This window comes from Flavivirga aquimarina (genome assembly GCF_030540835.1).
Classification (GTDB): Bacteria; Bacteroidota; Bacteroidia; order Flavobacteriales; family Flavobacteriaceae; genus Flavivirga; species Flavivirga aquimarina.
This window is the reverse complement of the sequence record NZ_JAUOEK010000120.1, coordinates 86,317-108,825: the sequence shown is the minus strand read 5'-3', so window position 1 is coordinate 108,825 and position 22,509 is coordinate 86,317. Positions and strand designations below refer to the sequence as shown.

21 protein-coding genes are annotated in these 22,509 nt (G+C 32.4%); 14 read left to right on the top strand and 7 right to left on the bottom strand.

What is annotated here, in order from left to right; translation table 11 throughout:
- Positions 1 to 36 precede the first annotated feature (36 nt).
- Positions 37 to 1,032 (bottom strand): stage II sporulation protein M, encoded by a 996-nt coding sequence (locus tag Q4Q35_RS11790; RefSeq protein WP_303278175.1) that lies wholly within the window; start codon positions 1,030 to 1,032, stop codon positions 37 to 39.
- A gap of 25 nt (positions 1,033 to 1,057) precedes the next feature.
- Here Q4Q35_RS11790 and Q4Q35_RS11785 point away from each other — a divergent pair, with 25 nt between their 5' ends.
- Positions 1,058 to 1,777, top strand: a complete 720-nt coding sequence (locus Q4Q35_RS11785; RefSeq protein ID WP_303278174.1) for an RDD family protein — start codon at positions 1,058 to 1,060, stop codon at positions 1,775 to 1,777.
- Between the two features lie 254 nt (positions 1,778 to 2,031).
- Entirely contained in the window at positions 2,032 to 2,634 is a 603-nt protein-coding gene (locus tag Q4Q35_RS11780; protein WP_303278173.1) for a trimeric intracellular cation channel family protein, read from the top strand.
- Between the two features lie 295 nt (positions 2,635 to 2,929).
- Here Q4Q35_RS11780 and Q4Q35_RS11775 read toward each other — a convergent pair whose 3' ends face one another.
- The gene (locus tag Q4Q35_RS11775) at positions 2,930 to 3,634 is read right to left on the bottom strand and encodes a peptidylprolyl isomerase (protein WP_303278172.1); all 705 of its coding nucleotides are present in this window, start codon (positions 3,632 to 3,634) and stop codon (positions 2,930 to 2,932) included.
- A gap of 4 nt (positions 3,635 to 3,638) precedes the next feature.
- Between Q4Q35_RS11775 and Q4Q35_RS11770 the strand changes: the two genes are divergently transcribed.
- Genes Q4Q35_RS11770 through Q4Q35_RS11760 form a run of 3 tightly spaced genes read left to right on the top strand, consistent with a single transcriptional unit; the run spans position 3,639 to position 6,168 of the window.
- Entirely contained in the window at positions 3,639 to 4,280 is a 642-nt protein-coding gene (locus tag Q4Q35_RS11770) for an NUDIX hydrolase (protein WP_303278171.1), read from the top strand.
- Positions 4,281 to 4,332: 52 nt separating this feature from the next.
- Positions 4,333 to 5,130, top strand: coding sequence for a lysophospholipid acyltransferase family protein (locus Q4Q35_RS11765; RefSeq protein ID WP_303278170.1), 798 nt, complete (start codon positions 4,333 to 4,335; stop codon positions 5,128 to 5,130).
- Positions 5,131 to 5,151: 21 nt separating this feature from the next.
- The gene (locus tag Q4Q35_RS11760) at positions 5,152 to 6,168 is read left to right on the top strand and encodes a Gfo/Idh/MocA family oxidoreductase (protein ID WP_303278169.1); all 1,017 of its coding nucleotides are present in this window, start codon (positions 5,152 to 5,154) and stop codon (positions 6,166 to 6,168) included.
- Positions 6,169 to 6,301: 133 nt separating this feature from the next.
- On the opposite strand, the gene Q4Q35_RS11755 is transcribed toward Q4Q35_RS11760, so the two are convergent.
- Positions 6,302 to 7,450 carry a phage tail-like protein gene (locus Q4Q35_RS11755; protein ID WP_303278168.1) on the bottom strand — a complete coding sequence of 383 codons (1,149 nt, stop codon included), beginning with the start codon at positions 7,448 to 7,450 and terminating at the stop codon, positions 6,302 to 6,304.
- A gap of 403 nt (positions 7,451 to 7,853) precedes the next feature.
- Between Q4Q35_RS11755 and Q4Q35_RS11750 the strand changes: the two genes are divergently transcribed.
- From Q4Q35_RS11750 to Q4Q35_RS11735, 4 genes are all read left to right on the top strand, one after another.
- Positions 7,854 to 10,178 carry a type IA DNA topoisomerase gene (locus Q4Q35_RS11750; RefSeq protein WP_303278167.1) on the top strand — a complete coding sequence of 775 codons (2,325 nt, stop codon included), beginning with the start codon at positions 7,854 to 7,856 and terminating at the stop codon, positions 10,176 to 10,178.
- A 66-nt stretch (positions 10,179 to 10,244) separates the two neighbouring features.
- The gene (locus tag Q4Q35_RS11745) at positions 10,245 to 11,117 is read left to right on the top strand and encodes a beta-keto acid cleavage family enzyme (protein ID WP_303278166.1); all 873 of its coding nucleotides are present in this window, start codon (positions 10,245 to 10,247) and stop codon (positions 11,115 to 11,117) included.
- A gap of 9 nt (positions 11,118 to 11,126) precedes the next feature.
- A complete protein-coding gene (locus Q4Q35_RS11740; RefSeq protein WP_303278165.1) occupies positions 11,127 to 11,771 on the top strand; it encodes a GNAT family N-acetyltransferase in 645 nt (214 codons plus the stop codon).
- 14 nt (positions 11,772 to 11,785) lie between these two features.
- Positions 11,786 to 12,355, top strand: a complete 570-nt coding sequence (locus tag Q4Q35_RS11735; protein ID WP_303278164.1) for a pseudouridine synthase — start codon at positions 11,786 to 11,788, stop codon at positions 12,353 to 12,355.
- Here Q4Q35_RS11735 and Q4Q35_RS11730 read toward each other — a convergent pair.
- Both Q4Q35_RS11730 and Q4Q35_RS11725 read right to left on the bottom strand, forming a co-directional pair.
- Positions 12,352 to 12,993 carry a DUF8845 family protein gene (locus Q4Q35_RS11730; RefSeq protein WP_303278163.1) on the bottom strand — a complete coding sequence of 214 codons (642 nt, stop codon included), beginning with the start codon at positions 12,991 to 12,993 and terminating at the stop codon, positions 12,352 to 12,354. The two genes, Q4Q35_RS11735 and Q4Q35_RS11730, sit on opposite strands and share 4 nt — an antisense overlap.
- A gap of 4 nt (positions 12,994 to 12,997) precedes the next feature.
- Complete coding sequence (locus Q4Q35_RS11725; protein WP_303278162.1) at positions 12,998 to 13,492, bottom strand: RNA polymerase sigma factor; 495 nt, start codon at positions 13,490 to 13,492, stop codon at positions 12,998 to 13,000.
- Between the two features lie 123 nt (positions 13,493 to 13,615).
- Here Q4Q35_RS11725 and Q4Q35_RS11720 point away from each other — a divergent pair, with 123 nt between their 5' ends.
- Both Q4Q35_RS11720 and Q4Q35_RS11715 read left to right on the top strand, forming a co-directional pair.
- Positions 13,616 to 14,893, top strand: a complete 1,278-nt coding sequence (locus Q4Q35_RS11720; protein WP_303278314.1) for an NAD(P)/FAD-dependent oxidoreductase — start codon at positions 13,616 to 13,618, stop codon at positions 14,891 to 14,893.
- A 258-nt stretch (positions 14,894 to 15,151) separates the two neighbouring features.
- The gene (locus tag Q4Q35_RS11715) at positions 15,152 to 17,305 is read left to right on the top strand and encodes a TonB-dependent receptor (RefSeq protein ID WP_303278161.1); all 2,154 of its coding nucleotides are present in this window, start codon (positions 15,152 to 15,154) and stop codon (positions 17,303 to 17,305) included.
- A gap of 12 nt (positions 17,306 to 17,317) precedes the next feature.
- Here the strand turns inward: Q4Q35_RS11715 and Q4Q35_RS11710 are convergent, their stop codons facing one another.
- Both Q4Q35_RS11710 and Q4Q35_RS11705 read right to left on the bottom strand, forming a co-directional pair.
- Positions 17,318 to 18,652 (bottom strand): S41 family peptidase, encoded by a 1,335-nt coding sequence (locus tag Q4Q35_RS11710; protein ID WP_303278160.1) that lies wholly within the window; start codon positions 18,650 to 18,652, stop codon positions 17,318 to 17,320.
- 4 nt (positions 18,653 to 18,656) lie between these two features.
- Positions 18,657 to 19,097: a MarR family winged helix-turn-helix transcriptional regulator gene (locus Q4Q35_RS11705; RefSeq protein ID WP_303278159.1), complete on the bottom strand. Its 441-nt coding sequence runs from the start codon at positions 19,095 to 19,097 to the stop codon at positions 18,657 to 18,659.
- A gap of 347 nt (positions 19,098 to 19,444) precedes the next feature.
- On the opposite strand from Q4Q35_RS11705, the gene Q4Q35_RS11700 reads away from it, so the two are divergent.
- From Q4Q35_RS11700 to Q4Q35_RS11690, 3 genes are all read left to right on the top strand, one after another.
- Positions 19,445 to 20,170, top strand: coding sequence for an energy transducer TonB (locus tag Q4Q35_RS11700; protein WP_303278158.1), 726 nt, complete (start codon positions 19,445 to 19,447; stop codon positions 20,168 to 20,170).
- A 347-nt stretch (positions 20,171 to 20,517) separates the two neighbouring features.
- The gene (locus Q4Q35_RS11695; RefSeq protein WP_303278157.1) at positions 20,518 to 21,141 is read left to right on the top strand and encodes a hypothetical protein; all 624 of its coding nucleotides are present in this window, start codon (positions 20,518 to 20,520) and stop codon (positions 21,139 to 21,141) included.
- Positions 21,142 to 21,163: 22 nt separating this feature from the next.
- Positions 21,164 to 22,504, top strand: coding sequence for a histidine kinase (locus Q4Q35_RS11690; protein WP_303278156.1), 1,341 nt, complete (start codon positions 21,164 to 21,166; stop codon positions 22,502 to 22,504).
- Positions 22,505 to 22,509 lie beyond the last annotated feature (5 nt).

Sequence of the window (22,509 nt, the reverse complement as noted above, 5' to 3'; positions counted from 1 at the left end):
CAAACTATAAGAAACCAAAAAAAGATGATATGTAATCTATTTATTTTCAACTGATGGACTTAAAATTTGGAGCTGAGTAATTTTCTTTTGGACTTTAAAAGGATAAACTAAATAATAGTAACTAATAATGCTCAATGTAATTAATATAATACCAGTAGATAACCAATTAGGCATAATATTAGAATAGCGGGTAATAAAACCTTCTAGAAATCCGGCAGAAAAAGTAAAAGGAAAAGTGCTTATTAAAATTTTAATACCGGTTTTAGCACCTTGTTTAAATGATGTATACCTAGAATGTGTTGCAGGAAATAAAATACTAGCTCCCAGAATAAGTCCGGCAGCAGCTTCAATTACAATAGCGAAAATTTCCATGGCCCCATGTATCCAAATACCACGAACACTTTCCCATAAAACGCCTTTTTCGTAAAAGAAATATTGAAATGACCCCAACATGATACAGTTTTCAAACATAATGTAAAGTGTGCCTATTCCTAAAAAAACACCTAAAACAAAAGCGATAATGCCAACCCGCAGATTGTTTATGGTAATACCAATAAAACTGCCCCAATTACTCCCACTTTTATAAACAGCTACAGGATCTCCGGCCTCTATATTTTCTAAAGACATATTAACATAATTATCTCCTAATACAGAACGCACAAATTCGCCATCATTTGCAGCAGAAATAACACCAATAAAAGTAAACGCAAAAAATACGGCAAAAGCGATATAAATAAATTTTCGGTATTGATAGCAAATTAAAGGAATTTCGGTTTTCCAAAATCCAAAAATTCTATTAGTATCTTCACGTTTTGTTTTGTAAATTTTCTGAAAAGCCTTAGCTGCTAATTGGTTAAGATATATAATAACCTTACTTTTGGGGTAGTAGGTTTGTGCATACGCTAAGTCATTTATTAGATGAATGTATTGTGAGGCTAGCTCATCGGGATTTTCAAAGTCATTATTAAAGACTGCCCTTTCAAAACTCAACCATTTTTCCTTATTTTGCTTAATAAATGAAACTTCCCTCATAATATTCGATAAATTAAATTATAAAATGTCAGAGTTACAAATTAACACGACTCAAAATGTAAAAATAACGTTCAATGCTGCAGGTGGTGGAGAAAGGCTATTAGCATTTATTATAGATGGTGCCATTAAAATAGGCTATTATCTTATTTTGAATAAGATATTTGGTGTTTTTGAGGGGATGGACGAATGGTCTCAAATAGGTATTAATACGATATTGAGTTTTCCTGTCATGTTTTATACATTGGCTTTGGAAGCTTTTTTTCAAGGGCAAACCATCGGGAAGCGTGTGGTTAAAATAAGGGTTGTTAAAATTGACGGCTATCAGGCTTCATTTTCTGATTATGTGGTGCGTTGGTTTTTTAGAATTGTTGATATTTATATTTTCGGATTGGGCTTTTTCGTTATGTTATTTAATAAAAAAACACAACGATTAGGAGATATGGCAGCAGGAACAGCAGTGATTTTATTAAAAGATAGTGTAAATATTAGCCATACTATTTTAGAGAATTTAAAGCAAGACTATAAACCTACTTACCCTAATGTTATTAAATTATCTGATAATGATGCACGTATTATAAAAGATACATTTACTAATGCAAGAACAGCAAAAGATTACCAAACATTAATAAAACTAAGAACCAAAATAATAGAAGTAGCAGGAATAAAAGAAGTGAAACACAGCAATGATATGCAGTTTATTGATGTCATTTTAAAGGATTATAATTTCTATACTCAAGACATGTAAGCAGAGAACCACTTTTTGCTTTGGCAAAAAGTGAGTGAATCGCTTATCCTGAGCGAAGCCGAAGGATCTTAAAAAGATTGGAGAGAGAAAAAAGAGAGTGAATCACTTACCCTGAGCCTTTCAACTACCCACAAGGCAAGCTCTACCGAAGGTATTAAAAAGAGGTAGTTATGCACTAGGGTAAATGCAGATTTTTGTTGTAATCATTAAGAACACAACCAATTACTAACAATTTATAAAACCGAAATAAAAATATGTTTTATGCTATAGATATTTTAGGAACCATTGCTTTTGCTATTTCCGGTGTATTGGTGGCCATTAATAAAAAAATGGATTTATTCGGAATCTTGATTATAGGATTTGTTACAGCAGTTGGAGGTGGGACACTTCGAGACTTACTAATAGGTAATGCACCTGTAAGTTGGATGAAAGACATTACGTTTACTTATGTTATTATTGCATCTGCTGTTTTTGCTATCCTTTTTAGAAGTAAAATTAACTACCTAAGAACATCTCTGTTTTTATTTGATACCATTGGTATAGGTTTATATACCTTGGTCGGAATTGAAAAAGGGTTAAATGCCGAACTACATCCAATTATTTGTATCGCTTTAGGAACTATAACAGCTAGTTTCGGAGGTGTTATACGTGATATTTTATGTAATGAAATACCGGTTATTTTTAGAAAAGAGATTTATGCTACCGCTTGTATACTTGGAGGTATAACCTATTTTTTATTAAGTGAGCTTCCAATAAAAAATAACATTGTTTTTATAATAGCAGGAGTTGTTGTGATTGTAGTTAGATTATTGGCAGTAAAATTTAAAATAGCATTGCCAACAGTTTATAAAGAATGAGTTATTTAGTAATCAGTAATCAGTAATCAGTAATCAGTGAAACTGTGCCGTGTTCAAATAGGAAGTTAATAGTAAAGTAAAGCATTTCACTTTGCGCCTTTGTGCCTCAGCGAGATTATTAAGAGGTTTTCCAATTCAATAATCTCCACATTTTTTTATATAAAAATCACCATAATCAGCTACAATATCAGCAATTTTATCAAAAACATCCATACCTTTTGTTGCTCTACGAAAATAAATAGTAAAGTGTCAGACTTGCGCCTTTGTGCCTTAGCGAGATTATTAAGAGGTTTTCTTATTCAATAATCTCCACATTTCTAATATAAATATTTTTATCAGGCCAATCACCGGCATCGGTTTCAACAGCAGCAATTTTGTCTATAACACTCATGCCTCTAACTACTTTGCCAAAAATAGTATAATCGCCATCTAAAAAATGAGCACCGCCTTTTTGTTGTACAATAAAAAACTCAAAAGGAGAAGCTAACTTATATGGATTGTTAATTTCGCTGCTAGGCATAGAAACAGCACCCCTATGATGTTTAAAACCTCGTTTTGTATCTGGTGGCAGTAAGTATCTCCCTATGTGAGCACGCTTTCTAGACGTTTTTTTGTCATCACTATTCCCGGCTTGTACTATATAATTATTAATAACTCTATAAAATTGTGTATCATTAAAATATTTCTGCTTAGTTAAGAAAATAAAGTTGGAGCGATGAAACTTTGTTTCGTTATATAGCAAAATATCAAAAGAACCAAAATCTGTAGTGATACGTACTTTGTTTTCTTTATGTTGTTTGTCGTACTCCAGAAAAAAGGCCATAGCACTTTTTGAATTTAACTTAGGGAATTCCCTTTCTGGTGCTTTAACAGTATCTATTTTAATGGCTTTTTTTTTCTTTTTTGTGACTGTAGTTTCGGGAACAATTTTCTTTTTAGTTTGTTTATCTTCACAACTCAGAAATAAAAAAAATATACACAAAAAAAATACGGGCTTCATAAATATGAATTTTGATAAATTTTTAAAATTAGTTTCAAAAGTAAAGAATATACCACTTCCATCCGAATCGTCTCACTTTAAAATGGTTCCTCCTTTTCGCAGAGCGCTTATGAAAAAACAACAAGAGGCCATAAAAAATGCAAAAAGAGCTGGGGTATTGGCGTTGTTTTATCCCGATATAAATAAACAGACGAAACTGATTCTAATTTTAAGAAAAACATATAATGGTGTGCATTCTGCACAAGTGGCATTTCCCGGTGGGAAGCTGGAAAAAGGAGATAAATCATTAGAAGCTACCGCAGTAAGAGAGACGTTTGAAGAAGTAGGGGTACCCATAGATGCCATAGAAATTATTCGAAAACTATCCCAAGTTTATATCCCACCCAGTAATTTTTATGTACAACCCTTTTTTGGGGTAGCTAAAAGTACACCAAACTTTATTAAACAGGATGATGAGGTGGAAGCTACTATTGAAATTGATTTAGAACATTTTTTAGATGATAACATATTGATAACTAAAGAAGTATCAACATCGTACGGTAAAGAAGTTGAGGTGCCCGCATTTAAATTAAACGAGCATGTTGTTTGGGGAGCTACTGCCATGATACTAAGTGAAATTAAAGACTTGTTAAAACTATCTATGTAATTTAATAGATTTGTTACTTTTGCAATAACTAACCAATTTTGACGCGTGATTTATGGGACTGTTTAAGAGAAATCCATTTGGACATATATTATTTTTAAAAAAGTGGCTTATTAGAATTTTAGGAGCGTTAACCCATAGACGTTTTAGAGGATTTAATGAGTTGCAAATAGAAGGCTCCGAAATCATAAAAAACCTACCAGATACCAATGTATTATTTATTTCAAACCATCAGACTTATTTTGCAGATGTAGTATCTATGTTTCATGTTTTTAATGCCAGTTTAAGTGGACGTGTAGACTCTATAAAAAATGTTGGGTATTTGTGGCATCCTAAGTTAAATATCTATTATGTTGCTGCTAAAGAAACTATGAAAGCGGGGTTATTACCAAAAATATTAGCTTACGTTGGGTCTATTAGCATTGAACGTACGTGGAGGTCTGAAGGGCAAGATGTAAATAGACAAGTTAAGATGAGTGATATTTCTAACATAGGTAAGGCTTTAGACGACGGTTGGGTTATTACTTTTCCTCAAGGAACAACAACCCCTTTCAAGCCCATAAGAAAAGGAACAGCTCACATTATTAAGCGATACAAACCTATTGTAGTACCAATTGTTATTGATGGGTTTAGACGTTCTTTCGATAAAAAAGGGTTGCGTATTAAAAAGAAAAACATATTGCAATCTTTTGAGATTAAAGCACCTTTAGAGATTGATTACGATAATGAAACGACAGATGAGATTGTAAAAAGAATAGAATATGCTATCGAGCAACATCCATCTTTTTTAAAAGTAATACCTCAAAAAGAATTAGAAGCTCTCGAAGAACTCAATAAAAAACGAGAGTGGTAATTCTTTTTTTAAATTTATTTCATGGAAGCCATTATAAAAACGGGTGTTTTATCTTTTGGTAAGTCGGGCGAGCTTTTTCATGCTCCTTTTTTAGAGGCACATAGCGCATTTCAATTTACGGCTGTAGTGGAAAGAACTAAAAAGAAAGCACACCTTAAGTATCCAAACGTTAAAAGTTATGATTCTGTTGATGCGCTTTTAGAAGATGATGATATTGAACTAATCGTTATCAATACCCCAAATGCGACTCATTATGAGTTTGCCCTTAAAGCACTACAGACAAATAAGCATATTTTAGTTGAAAAACCTTTTACTGTTACTTCTATAGAAGCAAAGACATTATTTGCAGAAGCAAAAAAATATAACCGTTTAATTTTACCATATCAAAATAGGCGTTACGACAGTGACTATCTTTCCGTTAAAAACATCGTAGATTCCGGAAAGTTAGGCAAGTTAATAGAAGCACATTTTCGTTATGATAGGTATATTTTAGAATTAAGCCCCAATAAACTAAGAGAATCGGCGATACCAGGTAATGGTATTTCATATAATTTAGGGCCGCATGTTTTAGACGCTGCCATTTCTTTGTTTGGAATGCCTTTAAAGTGGTCTAAAAAGATAGGATATTTTAGACCCAATACTCAAATAGATGATTATGCACAATTTCACTTAGAATACCCAGAAGGATTACAAGTGTTTATTACATTAAGCTTATTGGTAGCCAATCCTCAACCGGCTTTTATAATACACGGTACAAAAGGATCTTATGTAAAACAGCGTACCGATATACAAGAAGAACAGTTAATGAAAGGTATGAATCCTAATGATTCATTTTTTGGAATTGAAAAACCTAATAAAGAAGGTGTTCTTACAGTAGTTTCTCCCGATGGAGAAAAAACGCATGAAAAGATAGTGGCTATAAAATCATCCTATATGAACTTATTTGATGATGTTTATCAAGCTATTAAAAATGGAAAAGATTATCCGATTACCGAAAACGAAATAATAAAACAAATTGAGATTTTGGAAGAGTCTTGATTAAATGCTGTTTTAATTTTTTAATAAATCGTTGTTGACTCTACAGAAATTTTTTATGACCCCAAGTTTCAGGACTTTTAAGTAAGTACCAAATAAAAGTATTTTCAGAAAATTAAATAGTATATACTAAATTTTACCTAATAAAAAGCTGTACGCTACTTACTGCAGAACCTGATCCTGGAATACCTCCTCCCCATGAATTTATACTTCCAATGGAATAAAACCAGTTACCACTGTTTACAGAACCATCTAAGTATGTATTACTACCAGAATTTTCAAGGCCACCCCATAAACTACTTGTCATGCTTATACTTATGGCTGTATAACCTGCTACGGGTCTAGTGGGAGAACTACCACTTCTTGGGTCAAATGTTTGACTCCAGTGATTTGTTAAGCCAGATGTAGGGTAATGTAGTCTAAATTCATAAGCAGCATTACTTTTTATATCATCTAATCTACTTAAAATAGAATATTTTGTAGTTGTTAAACTAGGAGAAGCCATATTATGTTCACTCGCTTCTACATCGCCAGACCAGTAACCACCAGATGTATCATGAACAAATACTAAAGTCCAACCACCTCCATCATTAGTCATATCGCAATAGCAGTCATAAGGCGCACTTCCTCCAACGCCATCGGGATCGATGGTATATATGCCGCTTGTAGATGACCCTGTATTTAAATACTCTAAACAATTTGCTAATGGTGTAGCTAATACATTAACATCTACATTACAAGTAAAGCCAGTGCCAACAAAATCTATTGTAAATGTATCCGTTTGTGTCGCAATTGGTGTGCCAGTACCACTAAGTGTTATAGTGTTAAGTCCAATGGTTGGGAATGCTCCAGAAGCAGAAAAACTATAACCATTCACCGTATTTGTAGATATTGTATAAGTGTCCAATGTATTCACTACAACCTCTATACTTATAGTATTACTTGCTGTTAATGAAGCTCCAGTAAAATATATACCGTTGGCAGATATAGCTCCACAATTTAATTTATTTAATTGAACTTCACCTAAACACCCAGACCAGGTTGTACCATTATAATATTGAAAACAATGACTATCTGTGTTATAAACAAACAAACCTTCGGCAGGAGAAGCAATTAAATCTCTTTCTGCTTGAGTCATTCTTGGAGGTAAGAAACCCTGTGTTTGTGATTCAATTTCTAAAATGGAAGAAGGGTCTGGATTTGTAGTTCCAATACCGACTTGAGAGAAACTATAATAACTAAGGCATAATAGGATTATAGTAAGTAGGGGCACAATTTTTTTCATTTTAAATGTCTTAACATCAACTAATTTGAAAGCGAAAAGTAAGTAAAATTCGTTGGGTGGACGTAATTATTAGATGAAATGCAATTAATCAAAAACCATTTCTTACAAAACATTTTTAAAAGAAAGAAATGTTTGTAGTTTTTTTAGCTATAACAGCAGCTTTTTAACTTCATTTATAGTTTGTTTTTACGAAAATTTTTAAAAAAATGACTCTTTTTTAAAGTATAAGTTAATAACTCCTAATAAATCTCTTTCGATAAACATATCAAAATTCCTATTTTGCATTTTACAATTTTAAAGAAGTAAGTGAAACATTTATGATTGAATGTTTAATCAAGTATAATGAAGATTAAATAAATGTTACATATAACCTTTAACCTTATAAAAAGATAAATATTAGTACATGAAAGTCTGTATTGCCGAAAAACCGAGTGTAGCACGTGAGATAGCTTCTGTATTAGGAGCTAATAATAAACGTGATGGCTATTACGAAGGCAACGGTTATGCTGTTACTTATACTTTTGGACATTTATGTACCTTGAAAGAACCTAACGATTACAAACCTTATTGGAAAAGTTGGGATTTAAACAACCTCCCCATGTTGCCCGAAAAATTTGAAACCAAAGTAGTTTCAAACTCAGGAATACAAAAGCAATTCAACATTGTAAAGAGTTTATTTGATAAAGCGGAAGTCGTTATAAACTGTGGGGATGCTGGGCAGGAAGGAGAACTCATTCAGCGTTGGGTGATGAATGAAGCTAATTACAAAGGTAAAGTGGAACGCTTGTGGATTTCATCATTAACCACTGAAGCTATTAAAGAAGGGTTCGATAACCTGAAACCGGCAATAGATTACGATAATTTATATTATGCAGGTTTTTCCAGAGCTATTGGCGATTGGTTATTAGGGATGAACGCTACCCGATTATATACAGTAAAACATGGTGGTTATAAACAAGTATTGTCCGTTGGTCGAGTACAAACACCAACATTAGCAATGGTTGTTACCCGGTTTAAAGAAATAGAAAACTTTAAGCCACAACCTTATTGGGAATTACAAACGTTATATCGAGAAACCTTATTTAGCTATGAAGAAGGGCGATTCCTTAAAAAAGAAGATGGAGAAGCGCTAGCTAATAAAGTAAAAGAAAGCGAGTTTGAAATAGTCTCCATTACAAAGAAAAAAGGTAAGGAATATGCCCCAAAGCTTTTTGATTTAACTGGGTTGCAAGTATATTGTAACACCAAGTTTGGATTTTCGGCAGATGAAACACTTAAGATTGTTCAGAAACTATATGAGCAAAAGGTTGTGACTTACCCTAGAGTAGATACCACTTTTTTACCTAATGACGTGTATCCTAAAGTGCCTGGTATTCTTCAAAAACTGACGAATTATTCAAAATTGACACAACCGCTTCTAGGGAAAAAAATAAGAAAGTCTACTAAAGTTTTTAACGATAAAAAAGTCACCGATCACCACGCTATTATACCAACAGGAGTTCAAATTAATTTGCAATATAATCAGCAACAGGTTTACGATATTATAGTAAAGCGTTTTATAGCCGTTTTTTATGATGATTGTCTGGTGGCTAATACTACAGTAGTTGGTAAGGCAGCAGATGTCTCTTTTAAAACAAAAGGCAAAGAAATTTTAGAAAAAGGATGGCGTATTGTCTTTGATACTTCGGCTGCGCCCAGTATGACAAATAGTGACAAATTATTACCTGCATTTACAAAAGGCGAAAAAGGAGCACATGAACCTTCGTTTTTAGAAAAAGAGACCAAACCACCTAATCAATATACAGAAGCCTCGTTATTAAGGGCTATGGAGACAGCTGGAAAACAGGTCGATGATGATGAGTTAAGAGATTTAATGAAAGAAAACGGTATAGGAAGACCTTCCACACGAGCCAATATTATTGAAACACTTTTTAAAAGAAAATATATAAAGCGTAACAAAAAACAAGTGTTGCCAACAGAAACTGGTATTCAATTGATTGATACCATTCAAAACAAATTATTAAAATCGGCAGAACTTACAGGGTCTTGGGAAAAGCAGTTAAAAGATATAGAAAAAGGTAAGTATAGTGCAGGTACTTTTATAAAAAATATGAAACGAATGGTTGATGCTTTGGTGTATGAGGTACGAAGTGAAACGAAGCGTGCCAATATATCGTATGAAACTACAGTTAAAAAACGCGAGGCAAAAGCATCAGGCAAAAAACAAGCAGGTATTACAGCAGAGGTTTGTCCAAAGTGTAAAAAAGCACAGCTTTTAAAAGGGAAAACAGCTTATGGGTGCAGTGGGTTTAAATCTGGTTGCGATTTTGTGATGCCTTTTAGTTTTAGTGGAAAAAAAATATCTGAAAAGCAATTTATAAGACTACTTCAAAAAGGATCTACAGTAAACTTAAAAGGTTTCAAAACAAATGAAGGAACTGTAGAAGGTTTGCTTCGGTTTAACGATGATTTCAAACTAAAGCTAGAACCAAAGAAAAATGTAGACCCAGCCTTGTCGGTAGACAGGAAAGAGACACCTGATAATTTAATATGCCCGAAATGCAAAAAAGGAACAGTTATAAAAGGAAAAACAGCTTATGGCTGTAGTGATTATAAATTGGGGTGTGATTTTAAAATGACTTTTGAAGAGGTGAGAACCAAAGTAAATGGGCAAAAAGCTACCAAAAAACTGGTTTATAGTATTTTAACCGAAAAAGTTAGAGGGTAGCAGTTCATATGTAATATATTGTTACCAATATAAACCCTTCATTAAAGCAATTCCAATTTTATAAAGATGAACAGTAACTTTATTTTAAATTTTACACCTACAGGTATGATTCCTACTAAGGAGATGTCTTCTTATGTGCCAATAAGTGTTTCTGAGATTGTGGAAGATGTACATAAAGCTTTCGAAATAGGAATTACAATGGTGCATTTACATGCTCGCGACCCAAAGTCAGGTGTTCCAACGTATAAAAAAGACATATATGCTAAAATTATAGAAGGTATCCGAAAATATGCTCCCGAATTGGTTTTATGTGTATCGTTAAGTGGTAGGAATTTTGGAGAACTGGACCAAAGAAGTGATCCATTATTATTGGATGGTGATTTAAAACCAGATATGGGAAGCTTAACGTTAAGCTCTCTTAATTTTAATAAAACAGCCAGTATTAATGCTCCAGATATGATTACAAATCTAGCTACAATAATGCAACAAAAAGGGATCGTTCCGGAGCTTGAAGCATTTGATATAGGGATGATTAACTATGCAAAGTATTTAGAAAAAAAAGAATTGATTAAACCACCATACTATTTTAATCTTTTATTTGGAAATATAGCTTGTTCTCAGGCAAACCTTTTACATACAGGCGTTATGATAAATGATCTTCCAAAAGATTCATTTTTTAGTTTAGCAGGAATAGGTAATGCACAACTAATGATGAATTCGCTTTCTCTGGCTATTGGAGGAGGTGTACGGGTTGGAATTGAAGATAATATTTGGTATGATAATGCAAGAACAAAATTAGCCACAAATTCAGACTTGCTTAAAAGAATTCATGTTATAGCCAATGCAAATGATAGAGAAGTAATGACTTCAAAAGAGTTTAGGTTGAAAATGAATTTAGAGCCTGGAAATGGCAAATATGGACGTAAATTAAGTGTGTAAAATAATGTAATGGAAGTAGGGAATACTAAGAGATTTTATAGAATTCATTGGTTGTGGAATATTTTACGCTATGGTTTATTTATGCAGGGGTTAAGGAATCGTTTTGCAAAAATAGGCATCGATGTGATGCCGTATTATTGGACTTTAGAGGGGGCAGAAGAATTTGAACCACCAAAAATAAAAGGAGATGACTCAGGCTTTGAAATGTCTTATTTTGGTGAAATAGAACTAGATTATATTCAAAATAAAATAAAAGGTATAGCCCATAAAGATTTAAAAAGATATTTGAAAGAAGGGCAAATATGTGTTGGATTGAAATGTTACAATGATATTGTTGCTTATATGTTTATTAAAAAGAATGAGTATCGGTTTCGTGGAAAAACTTTTAAGTTTGAAAAAAATGAAGCATATTTACACACCATGTATACCTTCGAGGCTTTTAGAGGACGAGGAATCGCACCTTATTTGCGTTATCAATGTTATAAAATAGCCAAGAAAGAAGGAATTACAAGGACCTATAGTATTAGTGAGTACTTTAATAAGTCTAGTAAGAAATTCAAAAAAAAATTATGTGCTAGAAATACTGAGTTGTATATAAGTATTGTATTATTTAAAAAGATTAGAAAGACTTTTTTGCTAAAAAAATACGATTAAAGAGAATTAGGAAAGTGAGCAGGAATTTCATAATCTACAAACCCTATGGTTATTTAAGCCAATTTAAAAGCCATGATTCAAAACAACAATCAAAAAAGTTTTTAGGTACACTTCACGATTTCCCAGAAGGTATTATGGCAATAGGTCGATTAGATGAAAAATCGGAGGGTTTGCTATTACTTACCACAGATGGCAAAATGAGCGATTTTGTTAATAGCCAAAAAGTAGAAAAGGAATATTATGCACAAGTAGATGGTCTTATTTCAGAAGAAGCAATTAATTTGCTAAAAAGAGGGGTAGAAATTGGTTTTGATGGTAAAAAATATCAAACAAAGTCATGTAAAGTTTTTAGATTAGATAATGTTCCGGATTTACCCAAACGATCAAAAAAAATAAGAGATGACAGGCATGGGCCAACATCATGGGTCTCTATAACCCTAAACGAAGGTAAATTTAGACAGGTACGAAAAATGACTTCGGCAGTTGGCTTTCCAACCTTGCGTTTAGTAAGGATTAGAGTAGGGGATATTTATCTTAATTCCATGCAAGTTGGAGACGTTGTTGAGGTTAATACATTTTTTTAAACTTCCAGTTTTTTTAATTCTTTATAATTTCGATTGAGGCGTTTTAATAAAATGCCATATACTAGCCAATAAAATAATAATAAAATGCCAATGGCAGCAGCTAAAAACAAAACGACTACCATTATAAATGTAGCGTAAAATTTAAAAACTTCTCCATTAGCAGCAGCTTTTTCTATTTGTGCTATAACAAGTTCGTCCTGGTCAAATTCAATATATATAACAACAAAAGTAGATATCACTAAATAAATTAAGTTGAAAGCGACATATTGTTTTACTGTTTTTCTTGTTTTAAGAATATTTTCCATGAGTATTTTTGCATTATCTGTAGTAGATATTCTTTTGTAATTTCTAAAAAACAAGTAAAAGAAAAAAGCTAAAATGATGTACCCTATAATTATTAAGGGTGTAAAAAAAGCATTGCCATCGAACTGCTCATAGCGTTTCATGCTCTCCGTATCTTTTAATAAAAAAGAAATTGATGTCCAAAGGGCAAATTCTAATAAACTAATAATAAAAATCCATTTCACAATAGAAGATGACTTTTTTAAGATCATCTTATATATTTCGTTATAAGTCAGCTTAGGATAATTGTTATCATCCTTATTCCAATCTTTTTTTAATAAATCTAATTCATCCATAGTCTTACGGATTTAATATGGTTCTAAGTTTCGTTTTTATTCTATTCATCTTTACACGTGCATTCACTTCACTAATTCCCAAAGTTTCACTAATCTCTCTATAATCTTTATCTTCTAAATACAAGAAAACAAGCGCCTTTTCAATATCATTTAATTGATGGACAGCTTTATAAAGTATTTTTAGTTGTTGTTCTTCTGTATCATCATAATTTTCAGCTTTTATTTTAAATTCAACACCATTAAAATCTTGTGTGTTAATAGTGCGTTTTGATTTTCTATAAAGTGTAATCGCGGTATTTAAACCTACTCTATACATCCATGTACTAAACTTAGCATCACCCCGAAACTTAGGGAATGCTTTCCAAAGTTGAATGGTTATTTCCTGAAATAAATCATTATGAGCATCATAATTATTAGTATACAAACGACATACTTTATGTATAATATTTTGATGCTTTTCCAGCAATTCAACAAAATTATGTTCCAGTTCTTTATTCAATGTGATGGTTTAGTTACTATATAAGTAGTCTAAAATTTTAAAACGTTACATATGTGTAAAAATAATATTTTAAATAGCGAAAAACGTCCCTGTATAGTATCTTTGCCTTATTTTATTTTATTTATGAATATTCCTAAATCTAGTTTTCCCAGAGTCGTTATTATAGGAGGTGGTTTTGCAGGTATTAATTTTGCAAGAAAAATAGCGAACAAGAACGTACAGGTTGTTTTAATTGATAAGCGAAATTACCATACATTTCAACCCTTATTATATCAAGTGTCTTCTGCAGGGCTAGAGCCAGACTCTATTGCGTATCCACTTCGTAAAATATTAAAGAATCATAAAAACACGTTTTTTCGTTTAGCAGAAGTAGAATCTATTAACTCAGAAAAAAATGAAATAACAACAAGTATAGGTAATATAAGTTACGATTATTTGGTTATAGCTACAGGAACCAAGACAAATTATTTTGGCAATAAATCAATAGAAACATATGGTATGCCAATGAAGAAAGTGCCGCAAGCTTTAAATATTCGTAGTTTGATATTGCAAAATTTTGAGCAGGCAGCTATAACTAATGATAAAGAGAACCGTAAAGCCTTATTAAATTTTGTAATTGTTGGGGGAGGTCCAACAGGTGTCGAATTAGCAGGCGCTATTGCCGAACTTAAAAACCATATTTTACCCAGAGATTACCGTGATTTGATTCCGGAAGATATGCAAATATATCTATTAGAAGGAAGTCCACGCGTTTTACCAACAATGAGTAAACACGCCTCTAAAAAAGCAGCACAATTTCTAACCAAACTAGGAGTTTTAGTTCACTGTAATACATTTGTCGAAAATTATGATGGAAAGAAAGTGTTGACTAATTTAAGTTTAGAATTACAGTCTGAAACTTTAATTTGGGCGGCTGGTGTTACAGGAAACCCTGTGGAGGGACTTCGAGCAGATATACTTATCGACCGTGCCAACAGATACAAAGTAAATGAATATAATCAGGTTGAAGGGTATAACAATATTTTTGCTTTAGGCGATATTTGTTTAATGCAAACCGATGCATATCCAAACGGACACCCACAAGTAGCACAACCTGCTATTCAACAAGGTGAACTTTTAGGAAAAAACCTTATAAAATTAATAGAAGGAAAGCCGTTAAAAAAATTCAAATACAAAGACAAAGGATCTATGGCAACAGTTGGTAGAAATAAAGCTGTTGTTGATTTAAAACACTTTAGATTCGCAGGTTTTTTTGCTTGGTTTGTATGGATGTTTGTACATCTTATGGCTTTGGTTGGCTTTAGAAATAGAATAATTGTTTTCTTTAATTGGGGTTACAATTATATTAATTTCGATAAAGCTGCACGACTTATAATACGCCCGTTTAACAAATTAAATTAATAGTTTAATTTTGAATTATTTTTTAGTTGCGAAAAACACTTATTGCTAACAATAAGTACTTGCCATTAAATTACTTAAACCACTCTTTATATACTACCTCTATCGGAAAAAGAATTAACGAAGATCTTTTACAATATTATCATAGAAATTCAATTCATCACCAAAAATTTACAGTTCGGTTATATTGAATTTATTTAGATAAAGTTCTGTTGCAAATTTGCATCATAAATAAGAATAAACAGCAGAACAATTTATCTAATGAAAACTATCTTAACCAGCTTAATTGTATTAATATCTATTCAGCTAAGTGCTCAAAAAACGATTAATGGAACCGTTTATAGCACGAAAAATATTCCAATAGTAGGTGCTAATATTTATTTAGAAGGTACTTACGATGGTAGCACAACAGATGCAAATGGTAATTTTTCATTTAAGACAACCGAAGCTGGAACACAAACCTTAATTGTTTCTTATTTATCTTTTGAAACTTATACTATGGTGGGCGATGTATCCTATATGAAAGACATTAGCATAAAACTTCGTGAAGATGTGAGTACCTTAGATGCTGTAGTATTGTCAGCAGGTACTTTTTCAGCAGGAGATAATAGTAAAGTGAATGTCTTAAAACCTTTAGATGTTGTTACTACAGCTAGTGCTTTAGGTGATTTTGTCGGGGCATTACAAACATTACCAGGTACAACGACAGTCTCAGAAGATGGACGATTGTTTGTATGCGGTGGCGATGCGAATGAAACCCAAATTTTTATAGATGGTATTCGTGTGTTTACACCGTACACGCCAACAACCAATAATGCACCAACCCGTGGTCGTTATTCACCATTTTTATTTGATGGTATCACATTTTCTACAGGAGGCTATTCGGCAGAGTTTGGTCAGGCACTCTCAAGTGTATTATTATTGAATACGATTGATGAACCCGACCAAGAAAAAACAGATATTGGGATTATGAGTGTGGGTGCAACATTGGGAAATACTCAAAAGTGGAAAACAAGTTCGCTGAGTGTGAATGCCTCCTATATTAATTTAGCCCCTTATAATGCTATATTTCCAAATAGGAATGATTGGATAGAGCCTTTTGAAACAGCATCAGGAGAAGCTGTTTTTAGAAAGAAAACCAATACAGGACTATTTAAACTTTATGGGGCATTTGATACTACCAATTTTGAGTTAACACAAGAAGATATCAATAGAAGTGAAGGCGCATATTTTAAATTGAATAATAATAATGTATATGTTAACGGTTCATATCAGGGAATTTTAAATGATACATGGACATTATTTGGAGGGATAAGCTATACCCATGCAAAAAACAACATAAATATTATAGAAAGTGATATTAAGGACACAGAAAATTCTATACATGCTAAGCTGAAATTTAAAAATAGAGTTAGCAATCGGTTTAAACTTTATTTTGGAGCTGAGTATTTTGCAACAGATTTCAAAGAAAATTATTCAGATAGCACTATTAACGATGAAGCGTATGGATATAACAATAACATTGTAGCCGCTTTTGCAGAAGCCGATATTTTTATATCTAAAAAGTTAGCATTTAAATCTGGATTAAGAGGCGAGTATAGTGAGTTGTTTAAAGACTTTACTTTAGCACCGAGGTTATCGTTGGCATATAAAACTTCCGAAAAAAGTCAGGTGTCATTAGCCTATGGTAATTTTTACCAAAATCCATCAAGTAATATTTTAAAGTTTAACCAAGATTTAAAAACTCAAAGTACCTCTCATTATATTCTTAATTATCAGTACAATGCAGATAAAAGATTGTTTAGAGCAGAAGCCTATTATAAAAAATATGATGATTTAATAAAGTATGATTCTGAATTTGCCAATTTTGATAGTCATTATAGTAATGAAGGAACCGGTTTTGCCAAAGGTATAGATTTCTTCTGGAGAGATAGTAAAAGCATTAAAAATTTTGATTATTGGGTGAGTTATTCCTTGCTAGATACGAAACGAGATTATAAAAACTACCCAGTTGAATCACAACCAAACTTTGCAAATACTCATAACATATCAGTCGTAGGTAAATATTGGATTGATGATTGGAGAAGCCAGGTTGGGTTTAGTTATGCCTTAGCGTCTGGTAGAACTTATACGAACCCAAATGAGTCTGGGTTTTTAAATAATAAAACAAAACCTTATAATAGTTTAAGTATTAATTGGGCGTATTTAATAAGTCCACAAAAAATACTGTACGCTTCGGTAAATAACGTATTAGGGTTTAGAAACATTAATGGGTATCAATATGCCGATACACCAGACTTGAATGGTTATTTTAACAGGCGTGCCCTAAAACCAGCAGCAGATCAATTCTTCTTTGTTGGTTTCTTTTGGACGATTAGTGAGGATAAAAAAAGTAACCAATTGGATAATTTATAATCTAATTATTACTTAATCTGTTTTTAAATTTTTATCCATATTGCCATTGCTATAAAGCCCTTGCAATCCAATTACTTTATCACCTTCAAATAAAAAGCGTATACGGAAATTATCTAAACCTTTTAACATAAATTCATGATCGCTATAAGGTTGTAATTCATATTTAGATCTATGGCCTCGTTTATAGAACAAAGTACCATTTTCTAGAGTAATAACGCGAGGACCGTAACTTCCCGTGAAAGCTTTTAAGGTTTTCGAATCTAAGCTTATCGGATTGTTTTTTATCTTTAATTTAGCAATTGGCCACTCATAAAAAGCTTTTAAGTTGTCATCCTTATTATTATCTATAAGCATTTCCAAAGCTTTAGCATAGGCTACATCTAACGCGTCTTTGGCAGGTACTTCAATATGCGGACTTACCCCAGTGCCTTCCCAATTTGTATTTGTAATAGGGTTAATTGCTCTGCCAGTAGGAACCCAAACCATATATCTATCTGTTGCCACTACTGGGCCACCGGGGTGTGCACCACCACCAGTAGTTTCTCCAATTAATGTAGCACGTTCCAAGTTTTTTAAATTATAGCTAAATTCTTCGGCTGCAGAAAATGTACTAGAGCTGATTAGCACATATACAGGCGTATCTGGGCTTCTTGTACCAGATACATGAGGTAGGGTCCAAGTTTGAGAATTAGAATTAGTTGGACGCCAATAAAAGTTATTTAAATGAATGGGGTCACTTTCGAATAAGTAGCTGGTTATGAGTTGAATCATGGCAGGGCTTCCACCTCCATTAGCACGAAGATCAATGATAATAGCATCAGTATTGCTCATAAAGTTCATCGCCGAAACCGCTGTTTCTCCTGCATATTCAACATTTGAAAAGCTTCTAAGGTCTAGATATCCAATATTGCCGTCCAGTATTTTTACCTCTTTAAAACCAAAATTATTACGTTTCAGACTGTTAATGTGGCGATTTAAAAAAGCAATACTATCCTCTGCTGTTATTGTTTGCTGTTGTTCTTTTATGCGTTCTGGAGCAAAGGAAACCCTAAGGTGTTTATCTTTACTAATATCTTGTAAGTCTGTTGTTAAGGTATTTGCAAATTCCTGTGGGTCAAGTGTAGATTTATAATCGCCCTTACGAAGTTTAGATTCAATATTTGAAGCCATTTTTGCAGCTACGTCTGGAAAAATATAATTTGCATTTAGTTTGCTACTTATTGAGTCTACAACAATTTGCTGTTCCTCCAAGGTTAATAGAGATGTTTTTTCTTGCGCGGTTATTTGAGTTGAAAACAATACGATTAATGCAGGAAAAATTAGAGTAAATATGTTTGTTGTTTTCATGATGTTAAGTTTTTAAGCAATTGGTCTTAATTTTGTTTAAGATGATTTCCAATTGCTTCTGTTCGTTTTTTGTGATGCCTTTGAGTGATGAATTTCTATTTTGATGAATGATAGGAGGAAGTGTGTCAAGTATATCTTTTCCTTTAGCTGTGATTTCAATGTTGTACCGCCTTCTGTCTTTATTATCAACAGATCGTTTTAAGTATTTTTTCTTAACCATAGTGTTAAGCATTCGTGTTAGTGATGCATTATCCCTAAATACTAATTTGGCTATTTCCTTCTGTGTTAGTTCTGGATGTTCATTTAAGAAAATAAGAACCATGCTTTGATCGATTGTTATATCCTTTACTTTTTTCGAAATATTTTTCTGTGCAAATTTCCGATATTCCTTAATAGTGCTTTCAATAACATGAAATATTGTTTCAGAAGGAAGAGGTAAGCTCATAAGTTTTATTAATATTTGATACAAATATAATTGATATGTCAATTATATTACAAGATTTAACATTTTTTAACGTGTTGTGCTTTTTTACAGAAATAAGCTAAAAGCTTTTCACAACAAGTTAATATACAATTTGTGTTAATCTAAAAGTCTTATGGTGAGTTAGTTATTCTGTTTTTTATTATTCCACATTTTCAATTATACCTTTTTGTTTTATTGTTTGAAATATGGAATTGTTAAAATATTACTTGTATTCTGAGATATGACAAATGTCATAGTTATTATACTGATTATATGATAATTTTAGGTTATTAATTAATACTGGTAGGCTATCATTAAATATAAGAGTCATGGAAGCTAAAAAAAACCCAAAATTAGAAATAGGTAGAAATAGTAGCATATATTTTGCTATAGGGCTAAATTTAATGTTGCTTCTTTCCTGGCAAGGTTTAGAATATAAAACTTACGAAAAAAATGACATTGTTGCAGATCTTTTAGAAGTGGAAAGTGAGCTAGAAGAGGATATTCCTATTGTTAATATAAATACACCTCCACCACCGCCACCACCGGTTGCTGTTCATGAAAATATTCAAATTGTAGAAGATGTGGAAGAGATTGAAGAAACTGTTATTGAAAGTACAGAAACATCACAAGATGAAGCTATTCGAGATGTAGTAGAAGTGAGCGATGTTGAGGTAGCAGAAGTTGAAGAGGATGTGGAAGTGCCATTTTCTTTAATTGAGAATGTACCGGTCTTTCCTGGATGTGAAGGGAAATCTAAAAAAGAGATGAAAGACTGTTTCCAACAGAAAGTACAGGAACATGTAGTTAATAATTTTAGATACCCAGAACTAGCTTTAGAGATGGGGCTACAAGGGCGCGTATCTGTAATATTCGTTATAAATTCCCAAGGATATATTACAGGTATAAGATCTAGAGGTCCCGATAAAATTTTAGAAAAAGAAGCTGAGCGGATTATTGGGATATTGCCTAGAATGAAACCAGGTACCCAGCGAGGTAAACCAGTAAAAGTAGCTTACTCAGTACCCATATTTTTCAAGTTTAATGAAGGTTAAGCTTTATAAATAGTTATTGTATTAATGTTTAGAGGCCGTTTAAAAAGTGTTATTCTAGATTACAAGAATTATCATTTTTTAGACGGCCTCTTTTTTATGGTTTATTTTGCTATAAAACTCCTTGGTAGATTTTTAGTAAACCAAATGTGTTAATGTTCTTGATTTGTAATCTTGTTCTGCCATTCCTACTAAGACAAGAATGACACTAAAATAAATACAGTTTTAGTATAGTTACATGTTAACTTAACATTTCGTCAGGAAAAAATAACAGTTCGGTAAGTCGGTTTTTAAAAATGAGGATTAGCATAAGATATTTGTTTTATAATTAAAACTATAAAAACAAGTATATGAAACATCTAATCATTATTGCATCATTATTAATTTCAGGATTAATACATTCTCAAACTAATTACGAAAAAGGCATGCAAAAAGCTTTCAAACTTTGGGGAAGCAACAACCCAACCGAAGCATCAAATATGTTTGAACGCATAGCAAAAGCAGAATCAGATAATTGGCTTCCATCTTATTACGCGGCACAAATTAATATTATTGGTAGTTTTGGAGAAAAAGACGAAAAAAAATTAACAGCGCAATTAAAAAAAGCACAAGACTTAATTAATGATGCTACAGCTATTTCAAAAAACAATCCAGAAATTTTAGTATTACAGGCATTATTACACACGGCATGGGTTGCTTTTGATGGCGCTACTTATGGTGTGACCTTAACGGGGAAAGTAGTCGAATTATACACAAAAGCAGCACAAATGGCACCAGAAAACCCAAGAGTTGTTTATTGCAAAGCAGAATGGGATATGGGGAGTGCACGTTATTTTGGACAAGACACGACGCCATTTTGTAAGGACTTGAAAAGGGCTACAGAACTTTTTGCTAACTTTAAGCCAGAAACACCGTTTCATCCAAATTGGGGTAAAGAACGAGCAATCCAAGTATTGGAATCTTGTGAGAAATAAACAAAAAGCATCATAAAAGACTATGACAAAATCGGTTAAGAATATCTTATTTATGTTTATTGTTGGATGCGTTATCTTTGTGATAAGTAGCTTCCTTTTTAATGGATTTGAATTCAATAGCATTAATGATTTTTTAATCAAATTTGTCTTTAATCAGTTGTATTCTTTTGTACTAGGATATCTTAATATTGCTTTTTTCTATTATTTGAATCGCCTTAACTGGGAAAAAGAAGCTATTATAAAACGTGTTGTTGCTGGCATTTTAGGATCAACAACCGTTACGTTAATAGGCTTGTTTATATTGAGAATGTTTACGTCTTTAACTTTAGAAGACAAATCTTTTTATGAGTTTATTACAAATGAAACATTTAAATCTTATCAATTTGGGCTGTGGATAACCCTTACTATAGTTATCACTTTTCACATTATTTATTTTTACAATAGGTATCAACAAAATAGAATAAAAGAACAAAAGGTTATAGCAGGAACAGCTAGTGCTAAGTTTGATGCTTTAAAAAATCAGTTAGATCCGCATTTTTTATTTAATAGCTTGAATGTATTAACCAGTTTAATTGAAGAAAATCCAGATAATGCACAACGGTTTACCACTTCTTTATCTAAAATATACCGTTATGTTTTAGAACAAAAAGATAAAGAATTAGTAACTGTTGATGAAGAGTTACAGTTTGCAAAAACCTATATGTCTTTACTTAAAATGCGTTTTGAGGATAGTATTATTTTCGAGATGCAAGAAAAAGCATCAAATCCGGAAAGTAAGGTTGTGCCATTGTCGTTACAACTACTTTTAGAGAATGCGGTAAAACATAATATGGTGACATCTAGTAGGCCGTTGCGCATAAAGATCTATGAAAACGGAGATAATTTGGTTGTCGAAAATAATTTACAACCAAAACAAATACTAAAAAAGAGTAGTGGTGTAGGCCTTGGTAATATTAAGCAACGCTATGACTTATTAACTAATAGAACAGTAAATATTTACAAAGAAGCTAATAGTTTTACAGTAGCTATACCTATGCTTACAAAACAAATTACAGTTATGAGATCACAATTAAAACCACAAATAGACGATAGTTATGTGCGTGCACGTAACCATGTAGAGGAACTTAAAGGTTTTTATCAAAGCCTTATATCGTATTGTTTAGTCATTCCATTTTTAATATTTATAAATTATAAAACGTTTTGGGGGTTTCAATGGTTTTGGTTTCCAATGTTTGGTTGGGGGTTAGGTTTAGCTATTCAAGCTTTTAGAGTTTTTGTAAATGGTGGTGATTTTGCTAGAGACTGGGAAAAGCGTAAAATTGAAAAATTTATGCGTGAAGAAGAAGATAAACACTGGAATTAAATTAA